Here is a 20,465-nt window from a genome sequence, read left to right as displayed (position 1 = left end):
TAATAATATGATAAATACACTTGAAAAAATTCATTACATATCAGATGCTAACATTACGGCCCCAATCGGCTTTCATGCTGACGGTCAACACGTTGGTCTAAAACACAAATCAAAAGATTTGGGCTGGATTTTCAGTGAAGTGCCTGCTGCTGTCGCTGGCGTCTTTACAACCAATCAAGTTCAAGCTGCCCCAGTACAACTCAATAAGCAAACCATTAAAAACGGCCAGTTACAAGCAATTATTGTTAATTCTGGTAATGCTAATGCCGTTACCGGAAAAATTGGTCTGACGCACGCAAAAATCATGCAAGCAACAGCAGCCGAACAGTTAAATATACCGCCTCATTTAGTTGGGGTTGCATCAACTGGCATTATTGGTCAAATCTTACCAATCAACAAAGTCGTGAACGGGATACAACAACTGCACGTTGACGGAGATGCGCACGGCTTTGCTCATGCTATTATGACAACTGATACATCTGAAAAAGCCATCACCATTCAATCTGAAATTGATGGTGATCTAATCACAATGAGCGGTGTGGCCAAAGGGTCTGGAATGATTCATCCGAACATGGCAACAATGTTAGGTTTTATTACTACTGATGCCAACATATCTTCAACCATGTTACAACAAGCCTTGTCCGAAGATATTGACACGAGCTTCAATCAAATTACGATTGATGGAGATACCAGTACAAATGATATGGTTTTAGTCTTAGCCAACGGTCTAGCTAGTAACACACAAATCAAAGCAGCTTCAGCAGCATACAATCAATTTAAAACAATGCTACACACCGTAACAACTGCACTGGCTATCGCCATTGCTAATGATGGCGAGGGCGCAACAAAATTAATTACTGTTACCGTTAGCCATGCAAACAATGCTTTGGACGCCAGACTCATTGCAAAGAAAGTCGTTGGCTCATCGTTAGTCAAAACAGCAATGTTTGGTAAAGACCCTAACTGGGGACGTATTATTGCGGCTATTGGTGCAGCCGATGTACAAATTGACCCAGATATTATTGATATTACCATCAACCATTTTTTTGTAATGAAAAACGGTGCTCCTGTGACTTTTGATACGACAGCCATGGCCAATTCACTGTCTCAAAAAAACATTGATATTGAAATCAATCTGCATCAAGGTGCAGCATCTGGGCAAGCCTGGGGTTCTGATTTAACCTATGACTATGTCAAAATCAACGCACTGTATACAACATAACGGCATTATTTTGGAGAACAAAATGACCAAAAAAATTATCATTAAAATCGGCGGCAGTGCTGCTGAACAACTTACACCAGCTTTTTTTGACACAATTAAGTATTGGCAAACACAAGACACACAAATTGCCATTGTTCATGGCGGTGGCGATCGTATTTCTCAACTCATGTCGCAATTACATGAACCAATTGAGAAAATTAATGGCATTCGATTGACGACTCAAACCGGTATTAATATCACTAAAATGGCACTTCTAGGACAAGTACAACCGGCACTGATAGAAGCCTGCCGTCAACAAGGGATTGCCACAATTGGCTTAAATGCAGGGAGTAACCAATTACTGACTGGTCACCTATTAGATTCCGATACTTATGGATATGTTGGTGCCATCCACCAAGTAAATACACAACTCATCCACCAACTTTGGCAGCAAAAACTGATTCCTATCATTGCCCCATTAGCTATCACAAATGATGGTCAATGGTTAAATGTAAATGCTGATCACGCCGCAACCGCTATCGCCAAATATCTAAAAGCCGATGAACTCTACTTACTCACTGATGTTTCCGGTGTGGCAGTTAGTGGTAATATTTTACAAGAATTAACACCAGGTAAAGCAAAACAATTACAAGACGATCATATTATTACTGGTGGTATGATTCCTAAGATTAATAGTGCACTACACGCGGTTAAACGCGGTGTACACAACGTGCATATTACCGACACAGTCACACATCCTGGAACCATTGTGACGCTTTAAGGAGAAAAGTATGACTCTATTTCCAAATTATCATCGTGCCCCAATTACTTTTTCAAAAATGAGTAATGCCACTTGGTATAGTGACAAAGGGCAAGCCTATACAGATTTATCAAGCGGTATTGGCGTCTATAACGTTGGTGCCAATCATCCCACGGTAGTTCATGCCCTACAACAGCAAGCTGAAAAATTTTGGCACTTGCCAAATCTGTATCAAAATCCTCTCCAAGAAGCAGTTGCGCAAAAGTTAGGTGGCGATAATTATACTGTTTATTTCGCTAATTCTGGTGCAGAAGCTAACGAAGCAGCTATTAAACTAGCGCGCTTAGCTACTGGTAAGTCAACTATTATTTCCTTTAAACAGTCATTCCATGGTCGTACTTATGGTGCTATGTCTGCTACTGGCCAAGACAGTATTCACAGTGGCTTACCGATGTTAACAGGTTTTAAATATGCAAATTTCAATGTCATAGATAGTGTCGCTGCGCTGATTGACGACGACACTGCAGCCATTATGCTCGAGTTAGTTCAAGGTGAAGGTGGCGTATTTCCAGCAAATCAGGAATTTATTTCAGCATTAGTAAAACTAGCACAGCGGCATAATATTTTAATTATTGTTGATGAAGTACAAACTGGTATGGGACGTACGGGCACTAAATTTGCCTATATGAACTATCAATTTGAGCCTGATATTGTGACGAGCGCTAAAGCGTTAGCAAACGGGTTACCTGTTGGCGCTATGCTAGCCAAGAACCACTTGGCCAATGCATTATCATATGGTACTCACGGTTCAACTTTTGGTGGCAACCCCCTAGTGATGTCAGCTGCACAAGCAACCCTATCTGTCTTAGATGATGTACTGCCAACATTACAGCCTAAGATTGACATTTTTTGGGAAAAGTTAGCAGCAATTGCAGCATTATCTGTTGTTTCTGAGGTGCGCGGTCTAGGTATGATGGCCGGTATTGCATTAGAAACACCTGTGAAAGACGTCGTTTCAGACTTACTAGATGAGCATATTATCGTCTTATCTGCCGGACAAAACACCCTAAGATTGCTACCACCACTAACAATACCATCAGATAAATTAATAAACTCCCTAGATAAAATTAAAAATTATCTTTCTAAAAAATAAGTGTTGACATTTATTTTTAATGTTGATATACTTAAACAGTTGATTAATCAACTTATTGCTCCATAGTTCAGTGGTAGAATAACGCACTGTTAATGCGCAGGTCCCTGGTTCGAATCCAGGTGGAGCAGTTTAATAAAAATAAAAAAAGGTAGTCAAATTAATTTGACTACCTTTTTATTTTTAGATGGTTATGGGTTTTGATTGACAAAAGAACCCTACCGTGTTCGCCTAAGATGCCTTTATTATTTCACCGCATAATGCACTGCTGCTGCACCCAAATTAAAACGCGAAATTTTAACAGTGGCAAAACCAATCTTTAACAACTGCTTGCCAAGGGTCATATAATCCATGAATTTCTCAGTTGTTTCATCTAAATATTTGTATTCTTGATACTTCCCTTTAGCAAATACTTTACCAAATACAGGCATCACTATACCAAAATAAAACTGCCAGAAAGGCTTTACTATTGGATTATCCGGTTGAGATGTCTCTAGAATAACTAATTGCCCACCTGGTTTCAACACGCGATACATCTCTTTTAACCCCATAACTGGGTCAGGTAAATTACGTAAACCAAAACCAATAGTCACAATATCAAATGACGCATCATCAAAAGGTAGCGCCATGGCATCCCCCTGAATTAAAGTGATTTTGTCAGAGTAATCACTAACGTCAACCTTTTTTTGCCCAACCGCGAGCATTTCCTCGCTAAAATCAAGCCCAGTAACGTGAGACGTCTCGTTGCTCTTTTCAGCTAACGCAAGCGCCCAATCAGCGGTACCTGTTGCTAAATCAATAATCTGGGCCCCCACGGGGAACGACATTTTTGCCATCACTTTTTGACGCCACAATTTGTGGGTTCCTAACGAAATAATATTATTCATTTTGTCATATTCAGGTGCAATCTTATTAAACAGTGCTTGGACATCTGTATTTTTTGGTGATTGTGTCATGATTTTTAACCGGCGAAGCCAATGCACTTCGCCTCTCTCCTCAATTATTTTAAAATTTCAAGCGCATCTAAATCCGCTTTGAATTGTTGCCGTTGCACCTTGCCACTTGCTGTACGGTGCCAATACTTAGCTTGGTAAAAAGATTGTGGCACTTTATAATGTGCTAACTTTTCTCGACCAAATTGACGCAAGCTATCACTGGATAGGCCTGTCCCTGAGACGATAGCAACCGGTACCGCACCCCAAACATCATCTGGTATACCAATAACCACAATATCATCCAAGCCTGGCATCTTAGCGTAAGCCGACTCAACTTCATCTGGGAAAATATTTTCTCCACCGGAATTAATCATATCGCCTTGACGACCTTGAACATAAAGAAAACCATCTTCATCCAAATAACCGAAGTCTTCCGTATCGAACCAACCATCATGCATATTTTGTAGTAATTTTTGTGGCTTATTTAAGTACCCAACTGTCAGCGTTGGTGATTTAATCCAAATGTTGCCCTGATCTGCTGGTTGACCATCTTGATCTCTAATGGTTATTGATACTGGAAATAATGGTTTGCCTACTGATTGCATTTTTTTGACTATATCTGCAGAATCTAAGGCCACTACCTGTGATGCCGTTTCTGTCATACCATAAGACTGAATAACTGGCAGTTTGTGAAGTTGTGCTTTTTGTAACGTTGCTAAATCAGTCGGTCCACCACCCAATAACATTGCTCGAAAATGTGAATTATAGTTGACATCATCTGGTAGCGCTGCTAATAGTTGTTTTAACATAACCGGCACAACTGACATCGTTGTGATACCATCGTGAATCAGTAACTCGTTAATCGCCTGACTGTCAAATTTTTCCACTAAGACCACCCGCATGCCATATATCAAGCTACGCATTAAAATTGAAAAGCCACTAATATGAAATATCGGCACAACAGCTAACCAAGCATCTTGAGCAGATAATCCGAGATTGATAGCACTGCCCATCGCTGAATAAAAATGATTCTTATAAGTTTGCATCACACCTTTAGGCTGACTCGTCGTGCCAGAGGTGTACATCACACTAGTTACAAAATCATCCGGAAAGGCTGTAACAGGTATAATTGGTTCCCCATCAGGTAAATCAGAAAAGCGAATTTGTTGTTTAATTTGTAATGCTTGCGTGTAATCATCGTCAGTCAATAATAACGTGACACCCGCATCTGATAATTGATAATTGATTTCATCAACCGATAAACGCCGATTAATGAACACAATGGTTTTTCCTAGCTGTTGTAACGCCATAATAATTAAATAACCTGCTACATTATTCGTCATTATCAAAGCGACACGCGCATTGCAATCTTTTAAACTACTAATTTTACCGGCGATGTGATTCGCTTTTTGGGCGACCTCAGCAAACGTCATATCTTGATGAGCCATTGTCACAGCAACACGGTTTGGCGTAATTTGTGCACGCTTAACCAACCAATTTTCCATTTTTTCAACCTCTTTAATCACTATATTATCATACCATTTTGTCATGTAATTGCTTGCACTTTTTAGTTTACAGTTGTAAACTTATTGTATGAAAACAAATGAAAAAACAATGACAGCTAGTGAGTGGGAAATCATGCGTATTATTTGGACATTGGGCGAGGCCACAAGTCGACAACTCATTCGTATTCTCGCGCAAAAAAATCAATGGTCGCCATCGACTGTTAAAACACTCATCACACGGTTACAAACAAAAGGTTATTTGGTTGCCAACGGCGCGACACGTGATCGTTTATTTACGCCAACCATACCTGAGATTGAAGCCATGACAGCAACACTAACGCATACGGTACAGTCAATGTGCGCTATGTGTGTGGGACGTTCTCTTATCGCAGTCATTGATGATACACCTTTATCACAGCAAGATATTACCAACTTACAGCAGCTATTACGTGACAAACAGTCACACGCACCGCAGTCAATCGCCTGTGACTGTATGCCAACACACGGGGAGGATTTCAAATGACGATGAACATGCAACCACATGAACACAAACATGCATCGCAAGCTATGTCGCATCATGACATGACAGCGCATCATCAACACATGTCGGATGATCCTGGTATGGCAAATATGGATATAACTGACATGAAACGCCGTTTCTGGTGGTCTGTTATTTTGATGATACCAATTATTGTTTTAAGCCCATTTATGGGTATGAAACTACCATTTACACTCACATTTCCTGGTAGCATTTGGTTCGCCACCCTATTTGCTATTCTGCTATATTTTATTGGTTCAAAACCTTTTTTTGATGGTGCCAAAGCAGAAATCAAAGCTAAAAAACCAGCCATGATGTGTCTGGTCAGTATGGGGCTATTGGTTACATTTTGGTATTCTATTTATGCCGTTTTAGTGAATCAATTCTTCCACACATCGCATATTATGGATTTTCTCTGGGAGTTTGCGACACTAACAGTTATTATGTTGCTAGGTCATCGTATTGAAATGACTGCTACAATGCAAGCCGGAGATGCCACTGCAAAATTACAGGCCCTTCTACCCCAAACTGCCCATGTTAAGCACGATAATCAGATGATGGACATGCCTATAAGCAGTCTAAAGTCTGACATGATTGTTCAAGTACTAGCTGGAGAAGCTTTCCCAGCAGACGGCGTTGTGGTTAATGGTCATAGTCAGGTAGATGAATCGTTAATGACTGGTGAGAGCCGTTTAATTGATAAGCACAAACATAGTAACGTAGTAGGTGGCACAATTAATGGTAATGGCTCATTATTAATCCAACTCACTCAAGTTGGCGCGGCCTCATTCCTTGGTCAATTACAGCAAACACTTGTGATGTCGCAGAGTGCGAAATCTCGTGTCGAAACTATTGCTGATCGTGTTGCTTCATGGCTTTTCTGGATTGCTTTAGTGATCGCGCTGATAGCTTTAATTGTCTGGTTGCCTTTACGTGGCGTAAGTTTTGCCACAAATATTGCTGTGACGGTTCTTGTAATTGCCTGTCCACATGCGCTAGGTCTGGCTGTGCCATTAGTGATTCAGCGTACTAAATCACTTGCCGCCGCCCAAGGCATTCTGATAAAAAACCGTAAAGCTTTGTCCTCAGCGACCCAAGTCAAATTTGCTTTAATGGACAAAACTGGCACATTGACTACTGGCAAGTTTAGTGTGACACATCTTGAGATCTACAAAGGTGATAAAAACCAAGCACTAAGCCTCATGGCTGCACTAGATAAACAATCCACGCACCCATTAGCTCAGGCAATTGTTGCTTACGCAGATCAGCATGCTGCACCGAATCAGACGGCAACCGAAGTTGAAAATTTACCTGGCTATGGTGTCGCCGGTAAAGTCAATGACACATACTATTTACTCGTCTCTAGTCGTTATTTAGCAGATCACGATATTGCATTTACACCAGTGGTTCAAGACGGCACTGTGTCCTATCTGCTAGCAGACAAGCAGGTCATTGCTGCTGTGGTGCAAAGTGATAGCTTAAGAGACACCGCAAAAGATTTTGTCAAACAACTACTTAAACAAGGTATCACGCCCGTGTTAGTCACTGGAGACAATATAAAAACAGCCCAAGCTGTTGCCAATCAACTGACTATCGATGCCGTTCATGCTGAAGTATCGCCACAGGAAAAAATTGCCTTAGTCGCAGATTATCAAAAGCGCGGCCGCGTCATGATGATTGGTGATGGCATCAACGATGCTCCTGCCCTCGCTCAAGCAAACTTATCAGTAGCCATTGGTGCTGGTACGCAAGTGGCTCAAGCTTCTGCCGACACTGTATTGATTGCGAATCATTTACCCAAAATTATTGATTTCTTGGCTTTGGCCAAACGTGCCAACGTTAAACAAATCGAAAATTTGTGGTGGGGGGCTGGCTATAATATCATTGCTATGCCCTTAGCAGCCGGTATTCTATCTGGGTTTGGCATCCTGCTCAATCCAATGATTGGGGCTATTATCATGTCATTATCAACGCTTATCGTCGCACTTAATGCCATGACACTAAACACACCTGCAAAAAGCCGTTGATTTAAACGGCTTTTTTGTAGTATGACTTATTGCCTATCCGCCTTTTGTTGCTGATTTATCGCAATTAATTGTTGTTGCACTTCTCCAAGCATTGTCGTTTGTAACTTTTGCAGTGCCAGCAAATCTGGGTTGTCTTTTTTCAATAAGCGGTCAATTTTGGCATGTAACAATCGCATTTCTTCCTCTGTTTTCAAATTAACATGAAAATCATTATCTGCATGTAAGCGATCATAGTCCGAGGATCTATTTTGACTCATCATAATAAGCGGTGCCTGCAATGCTGCGATCATACTTAAAAACAAATTCAATAAAATAAAAGGGTACGGATCAAAGTTAACGTGGAAAATATGCAGCCCATTAATCATAATCCAAATAATCATAGTTAGCACAGATAATATGATAAAACCCCAACTGCCACCAAATCGTGCGACATCATCAGCTATTCTTTGGCCAAATGTGTAAGACTCTCTTTGATACTTCTTAACATTAATAACTTTAAAACTTTTATCCGTCAAAATATGAGCCAACTTATGATTTATGCGTTGACTTGATTGGCCATTGTCTGCAATCATTTTGTCAATTTTAGCTAACCGATAGGCTAACAAATGATCAAAACAAATAAAATCATTGGGACGTACCTCTGGGAAATCACGTCTAATCGTGTGCTGTAACGTGCCATCTAATTCTCCTACCAAAACGCCAGCAACAATATCTTTATCAGCATGGTCGACTAAACACTGAAATATGTCGTTCCTATCTTTCATCAATCCCACTCCTTTTAGTCTAGAATGCCTTCATTATAGCATTGTGGCCAACATCAACAAAAAAAGACGTCTTATGACGTCTTTTTTGAACTACTCAGACAAACAAACTCATCAAGAGTACCATGACTAAACCAACCACGGCAATGATTGTCTCCAAAACTGTCCAAATCAATAAGGTCTGTTTCACATTTAAATCGAAATATTCTTTAAACATCCAGAACCCCGCATCGTTTACGTGAGATGCTGCTAATGAGCCGGCACCAATCACAAGCACCATTAAAGCAGGATTGACGTTAGAAGCGACCATCAGTGGTTGTACTAATCCGGCAGCTGTTAATGCGGCAACAGTAGCTGATCCCAATGCAACACGTAGTACAACTGTAATAATCCAAGCAAGCAGTAGTGGTGAGATTGCTGAGTGAATAAATAAAGCGGAAATTTGCCCTGAAATACCACCATCAATCAAAATTTGCTTGAATGCTGCACCGCCACCAATAATGAGCAGTAACATGGCTATAGACTTCACAGCCTCTTCAACAGTTGTCATCATATCTGTTGTCTTACGACCCTGGTGCCAACCCATCGCCCACAAAGCAAAGACTAATGAAATAATCATAGCTGCTACAGGATTTCCAATCATAGTAATAAAGGCATCGAATCCGGTTGGTTTTTTGAATGGCTGACCATCATTAAAAATAATTGTGTAGACGGTCGTAATACCCATCATTAGTACTGGAAACAATGATGTCAACACCGAGATACCAAAACTAGGCGTTTCATTCAAGACGAATTTTTTCTGTTCACCAAATGCCGTCAACTCATGCTTTATCACGAAGGCATCGGGTGCAAATTTCTGAGCGAGTTTTGTGAAAACTGGCCCAGCAATGATTGCTGCTGGAATCGCCACAATCAAGCCATATACCAAAACCGTCCCGGGATTAGCGCCTAAAGCACCCGAAATAGCTGTTGGCGCAGGATGTGGTGGTAAGAAGCCATGCGTTACCGATAGCGCTGCAGCCATTGGGATGCCCAAATATAATAGTGGTACGGATGCTTCAAGTGCGATGGCAAAGACGATTGGAATCAATAGCACCATACCAACTTCGAAGAATAAGGCAATCCCAATAATGAACGCTGCCACCATAATCGCTAGTTGTACACGTTTTTTACCAAACTTAGCAATTAATGTATGCGCAATTCGGTAAGCCCCACCTGCATCAGCAACCAGTCGACCAAGGACTGCACCAAAACCAAAGACAATGGCGAGCTCCCCTAACGAGGAGCCAATACCATTTTGTATCGCGTTGGGAATTTGGTCTAATTTCATCCCCAAACCAATACCAACTAAAGCAGAGGTGAAAATTAACGCAATAAATGTGTTAATTTTGAACTTAATAATGAGTAACAGTAGAAATAATATCCCAACTGCTAAAACGACAAAAGACATCATAATGTACGCTCTCCTAACTTATATTATGAAACCAGTTCTGCGCTATTTTCAGAAGGAAAACAGTTTTAAGATGAAAACTTTTTCTATTGTTGTAAGCGCTTTCATATTCAATATTTTAACATACATCTTTAAAAATACCAATAATTTGTCCTTTTATTAGGACAATGCTTATAAGTTCGCGTTTTTAAGACTGATTTTCCGCTTTTTTAACCGTTACTTAATCTAAGCGTGTATAATGGAATGTATTGGTAATTTTATACATACAAATTAAGGAGAAATACTCATGCGTAAGTATATCGCAGAATTCCTCGGAACATTTATGTTAGTGTTCTTTGGAACTGGTAGCGTTGTTTATTCAGCTGCCACAACACCATCACCACTCACAATTGCTTTAGCCTTTGGCTTAGCTTTGACTGTTGGTATTTATGCCTTCGGCCACATTTCAGGTGGCCACTTCAATCCGGCTGTGTCATTAGCAATGGCGATTCAAAAGCGCTTATCATGGGTTGAATTTGTTGGCTATGTTATCGCCCAACTACTTGGTGCCATTGTTGCATCTCTTGCTGTGTTTGGTGGTGTTTCTGCTTACTTGAAATCCCCAACTGTTGCGCAAGCTTTGTCTGGTCAAAAGATAACAGTTACTCAATTTATTAATTTGGCTGGCCTAGGACAAACAAACTTTGCTGATGGTGAAACAATTTCTGCTTTCATTTTTGAACTTGTTTTGACATTCTTGTTTGTTTTGGTTATTTCAATTGTCACTAAGTTAGCAAATGTGCCAGCACCTATCGTGATTGGTTTGTTACTGACAGTACTTATGATTGTGGCTTTACCTATCACAGGTGGCGCTTTCAACCCTGCACGAGCACTTGCACCAGTACTGTTTGTTAAGGGTAGCGCATTAGGTCATGTTTGGGTATACCTTGTTGCTGATTTGTTAGGTGGTGCTCTTGCTGCCTTCGCTGCAAATTTCTTCAATAAAGACGTTAAAGAAACAGCTTAATATCAAAGTAAAAGAGCTTCGTCAATGACGAAGCTCTTTTACTTTGATATTAAACATATAACTGCTTAGGAAAATCACTTGGCAGAGATGTGGTAATAATTCTTTTCGGCCCATCAAATGGCAGTGGTAAGGTCAGTGACATTGCATGTAGCATCATACGCTGCTGATTTAATCTTTGACCATACAATGAATCGCCAACAATTGGATGATTGATACTCGCTAGATGAACACGAATTTGGTGCATTCTCCCTGTATCTAACTGTAACCGTAGTAATGTATTTTGAAAAACTGTGTGTATTTTAAACCAATGTGTTTTAGCATGTTGTGCCTGTACACCATTTACTTGCCTTTGAAATGGTTTTGATATATCGCGCCCAATGGGCCGATCTATTGTGCCTGAGTTTTTCAGTAATATGCCTTGTACCCAAGCAAGATACGTCCGTTGGATTACTTTTTCTTTTAACATCCGATTAAGTATCGGCACAACAACCGGATTTTTGGCAACAATCACGGCACCAGAAGTCTCACGATCAATTCGATGCACCATGTAGGGCTTAGCAATAGCGCCAGCGCTATATAGATGACGTTTTGAAAAATTTGCTGCTAAGAAATTTAACAAGGTATCTGTTTCTGACGGTGAGTGTGGGTGCATTTTCATACCTGCCGGTTTGTTAACAACAACTAAATCATCATTTTCAAAAATAATGTCCAGCGCGTGCGAATTGTTTGCTGGATACTGTGATTCCCCTGTACGAAAATCCGCTTGATCAAATACAAGCGACAATTGGTCGTTAGCCTGTAACTGATAATTAGTTGGTCGATATAAGCCGTTAATTCGGACATGTTGTTTAAGACGTAAAGCGCCACGTATCCGCTGTGGTATTAACCAATGTATTAGTACTGCTTTAATTGACTGCCCAATATGCTCAGAATTAGGGGTAATTGTCATTTGATAATGCCATGTTGTCATAAAATTTTACTTTTCCAAGTGACCTGCATCACTATTTTCTGATGCATTCACAACAGTATATTTAACCTTACCAGAGTCGATACTCACATAAAGTAGCTGCGTCTCAGCCTCATCAAAATAACCTAAATTCACTACAAATCTACCATCATGCATTTTTAAACCTTGAAAAGCGGTTTTCATAATATGCTGTACTACTGAGACACTTTCTAATTGCTCATTGGCAGCAACTACCGCATCGTGCAGCGATTCACCATCATCAAGGAATTGTTTAATGACAGACACTTTAACATAAGCTTTGAACCCATATAAACGCGATTCTTGTTCGTCTTCTCGCTTAATAGTGGACACATAACCTTGCTTTTCCCAATAACGCAACTGCCGTGTCGATACCCCCGTCATACGTGCTAACTCACCAATACGAAATTGCATATTATCAAACGACGGTTTTTTAAATTGTTTCAAATGAAATGTTTGTGATTTAGAATTCATATCCATAGCCTCTAACATATTATATGCTTGTCAGCTTAGTTGTCAAAGGTAGGGCTTAAAATCGCTTCCCATTGTGCTAAAATGGGGGCAATTTTAAAGTCCTCAACACGTTGTAAGCTGCGTTGTGCATATTCTTCTCGTAACTGTATATTGTTTAATAATGGTCGTATCGCATCATATAAGGCATTGACATCGGTTGCCGGTGTAATCAACCCATACTTCCCTGATTCTAATACTTCTGCAGATCCGGTGTTATACATGGCAACTACTGGCAAGCCAAAACTCATTGCCTCAGCTAAAACAAGCGGTAACCCTTCCCAGCGAGAAGTTTGCAAAAAAATACTGGCTGCCCTGTAATGCTTCTTTAGTGCTTCGTCCTTCAGTGCACCACGATAAATAAGCTTATCAGCCACATGATTTTGTTCGACTAAACTATGAAAACGACTAACATCGCTATCTGTCCCACCACCTGCTATGGCTAACTGCCAATCATGAGGTAGTTTAGCGGCAAATGCTAAAGCCAAATCCAGACCTTTATGTTCAATCGCAATCCGCGATGTCAAAGCAATCGTATGCTGTGATAAATCGGCACGACCATCAGGCACAATTGTGAGTGGATTCCATATTTTTGTTGTATGATTATACTGTGAAAAACCAGCTAAATCTGTTTCAGTTAAAGCAACGATTCCATCAAGAGCACGTAAGCCAGCATCAAATTCTGTTCGCATTTTAGCATAATACTGCGTCTGATACGTTGTCACATTATTGTGCATCCAACCAATTACTCTCGTATCTGGTAACGTCATATGTGCTGCAAAGCTAGCTAACAGCCCTCCGGCTAAGATAACTACGTCAAACTCACGTGCAACCGTTTCAAAAGCCTTAATTTCATCATTAAAACGTTCAAATGGTCGTGCTTCATTGTCTAATACACAGGGTGTTTTGGCAACCAGCAATGGTGCTTCTAATGTATAAAAAGGGACAATATCTGAAAAACTATAATAAACTAAGTTATGTTTTTTTGCTAACGCATTACCGACAACGGTTGTCGCCCGTTTCATACCACCTAAACCAATATTCTCTAGTGCCATTAGTATCTTCATCTAGCGCACCTCCCACTGTGTTGCATTAATTGTAACAAAAAAACACCACGTTGACTGACTAAATGTTAACAGTTCCTGGTGTTTTTTAGTTACTCACTTTGACTCCAATCATCTGCGTTACGTGGCAAAACACGTGTAGAATCAGTTTGCTGATCATTGGCTTCCGGTGCATCAGTAACATACTGACTCAAGGTTGAACGATTATGTCGTTTAGAAAAAAGGCTTTTAGAGGCTTTCCCTAGGGACTTGTTATCCTCTTTTAGACGCGCAATTGTCGCTTTTTTACCATAATCATAGTCTTTCGGATCAACTGTTTTGAAACCTTTTGGTTTATAAAAACGCAATAAGTTTTTCTGATTGAGATTATCGGACATGTCCAACTTTTCATTAACGCCTTTTTGGATGGTATCAAAAAGTTTTTGTTGGTCTGGCGTCGGCGTATCAATCATAATATTAGTTTTAACATTCCAATAACGACCTGATAAGCTAGCATAATCAGGTGTTATCCAGTCCTTGTTACGAAAGGCTACAACTTCAGAATGTTGTTTGCTTAACATATCTTGACCAAATTGAATATACCGCTTAGAACTAATGCCTAATAGATGCTCTATAGTTGGGGCAACATCAATTTCTGCGCCATACCGATGGTCGATATAGCCCTGCTTCATCCCTGGTATGTAAACCATAAACGGCACACGCTGTAAATTAGCATTATCTAAATCGTTCCATTGGTTCGCATCTTTACCCAACATTGGCGCTAAATATTTAGCATCTGTATTCGATATCCCGTAATGATCCCCATAGAGTACAACCATTGTATTTTTAGCTAATCCTGATTTTTCTAAATAGGTAAAGAATTCTTTTACAGATTGATCTAAATAATGATTCGTAACAAAGTAATTATCTACAATTTTAGAACCACTGTTGGACGTCACAAAATTTGGATCCTTATCTTCACGATCAAGTGTGTACGGTGTATGGTTTGTGACGGTAATATATTTACTATAAAATGGCTGCTGTAGATTTTCTAGGTAAGGAATAGAGCCTTTGAAAAGTAGTTTATCTTTCAAGCCCCAAGTTGTCGCTTTTTGACCAGTAACATCAAAGTAGTCGCCAGACACCCAATTCTGATAGCCCATATGTTTATAAACATTGTTACGGTTCCAAAAAGTACCAGTATTGCCATGAAAAACTGCACTAGAGTATCCGGCACGCTGTTTTAAAATAGCCGGCATGGCTTGGAACGTTTGATCATTGCCTAATTTTGAAAATAATGATCCCTGCGGCAAACCAAAAGTAGATGTCTCTAACATATTTTCCGCATCAGACGTTTTTCCCTGGCCAACCTGGTTAAAGAAGTTATCAAATGCAATCGTGCTTTGGTTATGATAGATACTATTTAAAAAAGGTGTTACTTCTTGACCATTAATTTTACGATCAATTGACATCTGTTGAAAACTTTCCAGATGAATAACAATAACATTTTTTCCTTTTGCTTTACCATAGAACTCTGGATTAATTGCGGCGTAATGTTTTGTCACATAATTTTTTACCTGTGTAAATTCTTCTGGTGTGGCACTTTTACGTACTTGACTAGTTTGATAAGTGTTAAAAGCATCATACATCATAAACGGACCCAAGCCTAAATACTTAACCATATACTCTCGGTCAAATTGACGTGTCAGTAACTGGGGTCTATCAATGTCTGCCACCAAAATATTAGCTGTCAGCACAAATAGACCAACTGTAAATATTTTGAATGGCTTAAACCGTGGCAAGGTCTGCGCATCAAGCTTAATTTTGCGTGCCAGCATGAGAGCAATAATCACAACAATATCTATCCAAAAAAAGACATCATGAAAACCAAAAGAAATGGCTCCGGCTGCTTTACCACCTTGATTAATCGTATTGTATCCTAGCACTGTATTAACGGATAAGAAATCCGAAAATTCTCGAAAATAAATGACATTGAGATAGAGCAAAAGCGACATCACGGTATCTAAAATCAATACTGCCCCATAATACAACTGTCGTGGTTTAATAAATAGTGTCAGACTAAATAAAACCAATGCAAACCCAATTGGGTTGATAAGCATTAACAGTACCTGGATTGGTTCTTGGACATGTAACCACTCAAAGTCGGCACCATAAGCCAATATTGTTTTAAATGTCAATAATACAACAATCCAATTAAAAAAACCTTGTCGTGTATTAAGTTGACGCAACCAGTTATGCGGTAAAATCACATTCTGCCAAAAATTTGTTAACCACTTTTTTACTCGTTTTTTCATAAGTATCATTATACCAATAAGCTATACGCTCTGCCTTAAATCTTGTTATAATACTTCTATGACAACACAAATTAAACATCAATCCGGTCTCAGCCATATCCATGACGATGCCCTATATATCAGAAAAATCGTTTTTGTAACGGAACAAGGTGTGCCATTAGATGATGAATTGGACAATCCTGAAAATGAAGAAAAAGCCATCCATATCGTTGCCTATGTTGCCAATCAACCCGCTGCTACAGCACGATTACTTGAAGAAACGCCAGGTACTTGGCATGTGCAACGCGTTGCTACTTTAAAAAATATGCGCCAGCGCGGCATTGGAAAAGAGATATTCCACTATATCGAGGCACTTGCACCGTCATATCACATTCATTGTCTTTATTTAGGCGCGCAGCTACATGCCAGTCCCTTTTATACACAGATCGGATTTGTCGCCTATGGGCCTGAATTCATTGAAGCAGGAATTAAACATATTAGTATGAAAAAAGAATTGAACTAGTTTTCAATTCTTTTTTCATACGCTACCTCAACCTGAATCTTATAAGGTCGCTCAACGTTAGCTAGGCCACGTCGTGTCGCAATATGCCCTGCGCCACCAAGAATAACAGCAGACGACAATGCCAAACGATAATGCTGCAATGCTTGCTTTGTCGGTGTCATGCCTACCATAACTAAGCTGCCTAAATCGTATGCTTGAAGTTGATTGACGCCACCCATAATTTTAACGGTATCGCCTGTAGTTAACATGTCAAAATATGGTAACAGCGTACCCGGATGATTAGCGAAAACAACGCCACGTTGGGCTATGATTTGTCGTTGTGCCTGCTCTCCAAGATGACCATAATCGCGTTGAATTAAGCCCAAATCATCTAATAACCTAACCAGCTGATCAATATTATCTTGCTGTGTACTATCGATTTCAATAACACCTGTCATTGTATTTTGCCGTTGGTAAAGGCCATTTACAGGCATAATAACTGATTGTTGTGGCTGTTGTTGACCTTCTTCATTATGTGGTCCACCTAAAACTTGCTCAATTCGTGGTGAAACATCCCACTTCACAGTTTTATCAGTGAAATAGTAGACTAGGTTCAAAACAACAAAATATAATAAAACTACAAAGACAGCTGCAATCAGACCGCCACGCAGCCAACGCCCATTTTCAAAAAAACGGTAGGCTAAGTAGAGCAGGTACCACACACCAACGGCGCCAACAACAGCATATATACGGCCCTTAGTACGTGAATTAGTTGTAAAATATCCAAGGTAATGGTTAATTAAATCTAGAATTGTAAACATCTATTGCCCACCCCCTGTGTTATTGCCATTTGTACGCGCTGGTGGTGTCGTCGGTGTACTAGACTTAGCACTTGGTTGATTAGGTACAGCCTTATCTGTATCAACGGATGAAGTACTGTTTGACGATGGCATGGCACTACTTTTTTCTGTGACCGACGCCGCTGAGTTCGTTGAAGACGACAATATACTGTCTTTACTAGAAACACTAGGCGCTGATTCACTGTCCGATACAGCGCTAGTTGTACTATCAGATCGACTACTATCAATTGGCGCTGATGTGCTGATGCTACTTTCTCGTGGCACAACCCGCTTTCCTTCACTTGTACCGGTAGCCACATTAACCGCCAAATTAGCTGCACTAATAGCCACTATTAGTGAAACAATTGCTGACGGTGTTAGAAAAGGCGGGGTACGGTATTTTTTAACCATAATAAATCCCAATCATTATTTTTTAATTCTCTTTGTTTATTAGTAAACAAAGGCTCTCAACTTATTCTATCAGTATCACTCACTTACTGCAAAATTCTCCCCCTTAAGCAACGAAAACCCGCAACTGCTTGCGGGCGGACATTTTTATAAAATATTTTAGGAGATTTTATTTTTAGGGAGATTGAGATTGGAGAGAGGTCCGTTGATTCGTTGTTTGATATCAACACTTGTTGATGTATATAATATAATTGACACAAATTAAATGGAGATTAAATCATGTCTGACTATAAAAACTACTTTATCGATCTTGATGGTACAATTTATCAAGGTAAAATTAAGTACCCCTCGGGAAAAAGATTTATTGACCGCTTACGAGCAAAGGATATACCCTACTTATTCGTGACGAATAATTCCACCAAAAGCCCTCTTGCCGTGGCAAAAAACCTCAGTGAAAACCACAATATTCCTACAACGCCCTCTCAAATCTATACTAGCGCCATGGCTACTGCCGACTATTTGAAAAATATTTTGCCAAAGCAAGCTAAGCTATACATTATTGGCGAGTTAGGCCTCATTGAAGCCCTATCAGCAGCTAATTTTGACGTTGTCGACAGTACTAGTGCTGATGCCGTTATTGTTGGGTTAGACCGCCAAATAACATACGATAAGATGGCTCAGGCTACTATCGCTATTCAAAATGGCGCTAAATTCATTGCGACAAATACTGATACTAATCTTCCTACAGAAAACGGTATGATGCCTGGAGCCGGCGCACTAGTCGCAGCTATTCAAACTGCAACAAATGTCGCCCCAACTATCATCGCTAAACCAGCATCTCCCATTATGTTAGGGGCTTTAAATTATATGAAAGCCACCAAAGATGAAACAATTATGGTCGGGGACAACTACCATACCGATATTTTAGCAGGTATCAATAATGGGATTGATACCTTATTAGTGTACTCAGGTGTTTCAACAAAAGATCAAATTGCTAAACTGGCCAAGAAACCAACTTATGAAGTCGATTCTCTCGATGATTGGTCAATATAAAAAGCAACTGTTTCATGTGAAACAATTGCTTTTTTATTTTATGCTAATTCTTTAGCTTTTGTAACAACAGTTTTCTTTGTCTTACCTGACTTGTAGAATAGTAGGTATAAGATTGCTGAAATAACTGGAATAACTGCAGCGACAAAGTACAAATCTCTAAATGGCATTTGTGCATGCAGGGCACCAAATACATAAGGTCCAACACCCAAACCTAAGTCTAGACCAATAAAGTATGTTGATAAAGCAATCCCAACGCGATGACTTGTCACTAACTTTAATGAAACGGCCTGGCCATTTGACATAAAGGTGCCATAGCCTAAACCAATAAATGCACCTGAAACCAGAAGCATAATGCCATTAGTCGTTAGTCCCAAAATGATTAAACCAATCGTTAAGCAAATATAACTGGGATACATAACCATATTTTCACCATAGCGGTCAAAAATTCGTCCTGACATTGGTCGTGTTGCAGTCACGATACCTGCATAAACAACGAAGAAGAATGAACTAATGGAAACTAAGTTCAATGTTTCCGCATATGACGCTAAGAATGATAATACACTTGAATAAGAAAGTCCCATCAAGAAACCAATGAATGCAATTAACAATACTTTATATTCAATGAAACTTGAGACTTTCCATGATTTTAGTTCTGCTAAGTGTTCTGGAGTTAATACGACATTGTTGATTTGAATAGCAAACAATGCAAGCATTGATAAAGCAATTAACACAACAGAAAGAATTACAATGAAGTGGAAACTTGTTGCATTAAGCAGGAGTAACCCAATAAATGGTCCAATTGCGGCTGCTAAACTAGTACTCAAACCATAATAATTTATTCCTTCACCCTTACGTTGCTCTGGGATAAATTCAGTCACAATCGCATTCAAAGCAGTAGAGGTCATACCATACGCAAAACCATTAAGTAGACGCACTGTATCTAAAATAGCAATTGTGGGAACAAACATATAAGCTGCAGTCGTAATAAGATAGAAAATCGCTCCCCAACGTGCGACACGCTTGCGCCCAATAATTTCCAATTCTTTTCCCATAATGAGGCGAGCAACAAGAGTACCAATAATATAAATACCCGATGCCAATCCAGCTTGTCCAAACGAAGCATGCAGCTGGTCATGCGCAATGACAGCAATAATAACCATCATCAAATAATAAACTAAGTAAACAATGAAATTAATCAGTGTAATTGTGATAAAACCTTTATTGAATAATTTTTCTTCCATCAATCCGTCCTTCGTAATCAGTCAACATAGCAATATTCGCAACGCTACGTTGGTGATGGTGATTGGCGAAGAACAGTCTTTGTACCATCCATTTTCTGTAAACCCCATTCGTTTTTACACTGCAAGCTTGCATGAAAACGTTGTAAACCGAAACAGTTAATTTTAGAATACCACTTTTTCACAAGGGACGCAAAATTTTTTTAATTATCTCATAAAATTGTCAATTAAGTTAACAATTCAAGGTGTTGTTTACGGCT

General features: G+C 39.6%; 19 protein-coding genes and 1 tRNA gene. 9 read left to right on the top strand and 11 right to left on the bottom strand.

Translation table 11 applies throughout. The annotated features are described in order from the left end of the window. Nucleotides 1–7 precede the first annotated feature (7 nt). The 4 genes from argJ to FGL72_RS08780 all read left to right on the top strand — a co-directional run bounded on the left by argJ (nt 8) and on the right by FGL72_RS08780 (nt 3,242). Nucleotides 8–1,222 carry a bifunctional glutamate N-acetyltransferase/amino-acid acetyltransferase ArgJ gene (argJ, locus tag FGL72_RS08795; protein WP_012305447.1) on the top strand — a complete coding sequence of 405 codons (1,215 nt, stop codon included), beginning with the start codon at nt 8–10 and terminating at the stop codon, nt 1,220–1,222. A gap of 22 nt (nt 1,223–1,244) precedes the next feature. Beyond that, nucleotides 1,245–1,982: an acetylglutamate kinase gene (argB, locus tag FGL72_RS08790; RefSeq protein WP_004902157.1), complete on the top strand. Its 738-nt coding sequence runs from the start codon at nt 1,245–1,247 to the stop codon at nt 1,980–1,982. A gap of 10 nt (nt 1,983–1,992) precedes the next feature. Next, complete coding sequence (locus tag FGL72_RS08785; protein WP_004902161.1) at nt 1,993–3,114, top strand: aspartate aminotransferase family protein; 1,122 nt, start codon at nt 1,993–1,995, stop codon at nt 3,112–3,114. 56 nt (nt 3,115–3,170) lie between these two features. Continuing rightward, nucleotides 3,171–3,242, top strand: a tRNA-Asn gene (locus FGL72_RS08780). Nucleotides 3,243–3,356: 114 nt separating this feature from the next. On the opposite strand, the gene ubiE is transcribed toward FGL72_RS08780, so the two are convergent. Both ubiE and FGL72_RS08770 read right to left on the bottom strand, forming a co-directional pair. Further along, nucleotides 3,357–4,067: a bifunctional demethylmenaquinone methyltransferase/2-methoxy-6-polyprenyl-1,4-benzoquinol methylase UbiE gene (gene ubiE / locus FGL72_RS08775; RefSeq protein WP_085700042.1), complete on the bottom strand. Its 711-nt coding sequence runs from the start codon at nt 4,065–4,067 to the stop codon at nt 3,357–3,359. A gap of 44 nt (nt 4,068–4,111) precedes the next feature. Next, on the bottom strand, nt 4,112–5,551 hold the full coding sequence (locus tag FGL72_RS08770) for an o-succinylbenzoate--CoA ligase (RefSeq protein WP_004902170.1): 1,440 nt from the start codon (nt 5,549–5,551) through the stop codon (nt 4,112–4,114). Nucleotides 5,552–5,639: 88 nt separating this feature from the next. Between FGL72_RS08770 and FGL72_RS08765 the strand changes: the two genes are divergently transcribed. Further along, complete coding sequence (locus FGL72_RS08765; protein WP_085700038.1) at nt 5,640–6,074, top strand: CopY/TcrY family copper transport repressor; 435 nt, start codon at nt 5,640–5,642, stop codon at nt 6,072–6,074. Nucleotides 6,075–6,076: 2 nt separating this feature from the next. Further along, nucleotides 6,077–8,116, top strand: coding sequence for a copper-translocating P-type ATPase (locus FGL72_RS08760; RefSeq protein ID WP_085700044.1), 2,040 nt, complete (start codon nt 6,077–6,079; stop codon nt 8,114–8,116). Nucleotides 8,117–8,142: 26 nt separating this feature from the next. On the opposite strand, the gene FGL72_RS08755 is transcribed toward FGL72_RS08760, so the two are convergent. Then, nucleotides 8,143–8,880 (bottom strand): DUF1003 domain-containing protein, encoded by a 738-nt coding sequence (locus FGL72_RS08755; RefSeq protein ID WP_004902176.1) that lies wholly within the window; start codon nt 8,878–8,880, stop codon nt 8,143–8,145. 94 nt (nt 8,881–8,974) lie between these two features. Further along, nucleotides 8,975–10,330, bottom strand: coding sequence for a gluconate:H+ symporter (locus tag FGL72_RS08750; RefSeq protein ID WP_004905063.1), 1,356 nt, complete (start codon nt 10,328–10,330; stop codon nt 8,975–8,977). A gap of 283 nt (nt 10,331–10,613) precedes the next feature. On the opposite strand from FGL72_RS08750, the gene FGL72_RS08745 reads away from it, so the two are divergent. After that, nucleotides 10,614–11,333, top strand: a complete 720-nt coding sequence (locus FGL72_RS08745) for an MIP/aquaporin family protein (RefSeq protein WP_004909313.1) — start codon at nt 10,614–10,616, stop codon at nt 11,331–11,333. Between the two features lie 49 nt (nt 11,334–11,382). Here FGL72_RS08745 and FGL72_RS08740 read toward each other — a convergent pair whose 3' ends face one another. The 4 genes from FGL72_RS08740 to FGL72_RS08725 form a co-directional block, all read right to left on the bottom strand. Further along, entirely contained in the window at nt 11,383–12,303 is a 921-nt protein-coding gene (locus FGL72_RS08740) for an RluA family pseudouridine synthase (RefSeq protein ID WP_085700040.1), read from the bottom strand. A 6-nt stretch (nt 12,304–12,309) separates the two neighbouring features. Continuing rightward, a complete protein-coding gene (locus tag FGL72_RS08735) occupies nt 12,310–12,810 on the bottom strand; it encodes a MerR family transcriptional regulator (RefSeq protein ID WP_004902186.1) in 501 nt (166 codons plus the stop codon). Between the two features lie 17 nt (nt 12,811–12,827). Continuing rightward, complete coding sequence (locus FGL72_RS08730) at nt 12,828–13,895, bottom strand: glycosyltransferase (RefSeq protein ID WP_012305452.1); 1,068 nt, start codon at nt 13,893–13,895, stop codon at nt 12,828–12,830. A gap of 89 nt (nt 13,896–13,984) precedes the next feature. Beyond that, nucleotides 13,985–16,186 carry an LTA synthase family protein gene (locus tag FGL72_RS08725; RefSeq protein ID WP_004902191.1) on the bottom strand — a complete coding sequence of 734 codons (2,202 nt, stop codon included), beginning with the start codon at nt 16,184–16,186 and terminating at the stop codon, nt 13,985–13,987. A 58-nt stretch (nt 16,187–16,244) separates the two neighbouring features. Between FGL72_RS08725 and FGL72_RS08720 the strand changes: the two genes are divergently transcribed. Then, a complete protein-coding gene (locus FGL72_RS08720; RefSeq protein WP_004909319.1) occupies nt 16,245–16,688 on the top strand; it encodes a GNAT family N-acetyltransferase in 444 nt (147 codons plus the stop codon). Here FGL72_RS08720 and FGL72_RS08715 read toward each other — a convergent pair. Both FGL72_RS08715 and FGL72_RS08710 read right to left on the bottom strand, forming a co-directional pair. Beyond that, nucleotides 16,685–17,488: a DUF6681 family protein gene (locus FGL72_RS08715; protein WP_004909322.1), complete on the bottom strand. Its 804-nt coding sequence runs from the start codon at nt 17,486–17,488 to the stop codon at nt 16,685–16,687. The genes FGL72_RS08720 and FGL72_RS08715 overlap by 4 nt on opposite strands. Further along, nucleotides 17,489–17,917: a hypothetical protein gene (locus FGL72_RS08710; protein ID WP_004902196.1), complete on the bottom strand. Its 429-nt coding sequence runs from the start codon at nt 17,915–17,917 to the stop codon at nt 17,489–17,491. It abuts the gene before it with no gap. 276 nt (nt 17,918–18,193) lie between these two features. Between FGL72_RS08710 and FGL72_RS08705 the strand changes: the two genes are divergently transcribed. Continuing rightward, entirely contained in the window at nt 18,194–18,967 is a 774-nt protein-coding gene (locus FGL72_RS08705; protein ID WP_004909326.1) for a TIGR01457 family HAD-type hydrolase, read from the top strand. A 38-nt stretch (nt 18,968–19,005) separates the two neighbouring features. Here the strand turns inward: FGL72_RS08705 and FGL72_RS08700 are convergent, their stop codons facing one another. After that, the gene (locus tag FGL72_RS08700; protein ID WP_004905072.1) at nt 19,006–20,208 is read right to left on the bottom strand and encodes an MFS transporter; all 1,203 of its coding nucleotides are present in this window, start codon (nt 20,206–20,208) and stop codon (nt 19,006–19,008) included. Nucleotides 20,209–20,465 lie beyond the last annotated feature (257 nt).

The sequence above is a fragment of the Leuconostoc citreum genome (assembly GCF_007954785.1).
Lineage (GTDB): Bacteria > Bacillota > Bacilli > Lactobacillales > Lactobacillaceae > Leuconostoc > Leuconostoc citreum.
This window is presented reverse-complemented; position numbering and strand designations above follow the sequence as displayed.

Coding starts and splice junctions, on each gene's coding strand:
- argJ (WP_012305447.1), top strand. CDS start 8: ATGATAAATACACTTGAAAAAATTCATTACATATCAGATGCTAACATT.
- argB (WP_004902157.1), top strand. CDS start 1,245: ATGACCAAAAAAATTATCATTAAAATCGGCGGCAGTGCTGCTGAACAA.
- FGL72_RS08785 (WP_004902161.1), top strand. CDS start 1,993: ATGACTCTATTTCCAAATTATCATCGTGCCCCAATTACTTTTTCAAAA.
- ubiE (WP_085700042.1), bottom strand. CDS start 4,067: ATGACACAATCACCAAAAAATACAGATGTCCAAGCACTGTTTAATAAG.
- FGL72_RS08770 (WP_004902170.1), bottom strand. CDS start 5,551: ATGGAAAATTGGTTGGTTAAGCGTGCACAAATTACGCCAAACCGTGTT.
- FGL72_RS08765 (WP_085700038.1), top strand. CDS start 5,640: ATGAAAACAAATGAAAAAACAATGACAGCTAGTGAGTGGGAAATCATG.
- FGL72_RS08760 (WP_085700044.1), top strand. CDS start 6,077: ATGAACATGCAACCACATGAACACAAACATGCATCGCAAGCTATGTCG.
- FGL72_RS08755 (WP_004902176.1), bottom strand. CDS start 8,880: ATGAAAGATAGGAACGACATATTTCAGTGTTTAGTCGACCATGCTGAT.
- FGL72_RS08750 (WP_004905063.1), bottom strand. CDS start 10,330: ATGATGTCTTTTGTCGTTTTAGCAGTTGGGATATTATTTCTACTGTTA.
- FGL72_RS08745 (WP_004909313.1), top strand. CDS start 10,614: ATGCGTAAGTATATCGCAGAATTCCTCGGAACATTTATGTTAGTGTTC.
- FGL72_RS08740 (WP_085700040.1), bottom strand. CDS start 12,303: ATGACAACATGGCATTATCAAATGACAATTACCCCTAATTCTGAGCAT.
- FGL72_RS08735 (WP_004902186.1), bottom strand. CDS start 12,810: ATGTTAGAGGCTATGGATATGAATTCTAAATCACAAACATTTCATTTG.
- FGL72_RS08730 (WP_012305452.1), bottom strand. CDS start 13,895: ATGAAGATACTAATGGCACTAGAGAATATTGGTTTAGGTGGTATGAAA.
- FGL72_RS08725 (WP_004902191.1), bottom strand. CDS start 16,186: ATGAAAAAACGAGTAAAAAAGTGGTTAACAAATTTTTGGCAGAATGTG.
- FGL72_RS08720 (WP_004909319.1), top strand. CDS start 16,245: ATGACAACACAAATTAAACATCAATCCGGTCTCAGCCATATCCATGAC.
- FGL72_RS08715 (WP_004909322.1), bottom strand. CDS start 17,488: ATGTTTACAATTCTAGATTTAATTAACCATTACCTTGGATATTTTACA.
- FGL72_RS08710 (WP_004902196.1), bottom strand. CDS start 17,917: ATGGTTAAAAAATACCGTACCCCGCCTTTTCTAACACCGTCAGCAATT.
- FGL72_RS08705 (WP_004909326.1), top strand. CDS start 18,194: ATGTCTGACTATAAAAACTACTTTATCGATCTTGATGGTACAATTTAT.
- FGL72_RS08700 (WP_004905072.1), bottom strand. CDS start 20,208: ATGGAAGAAAAATTATTCAATAAAGGTTTTATCACAATTACACTGATT.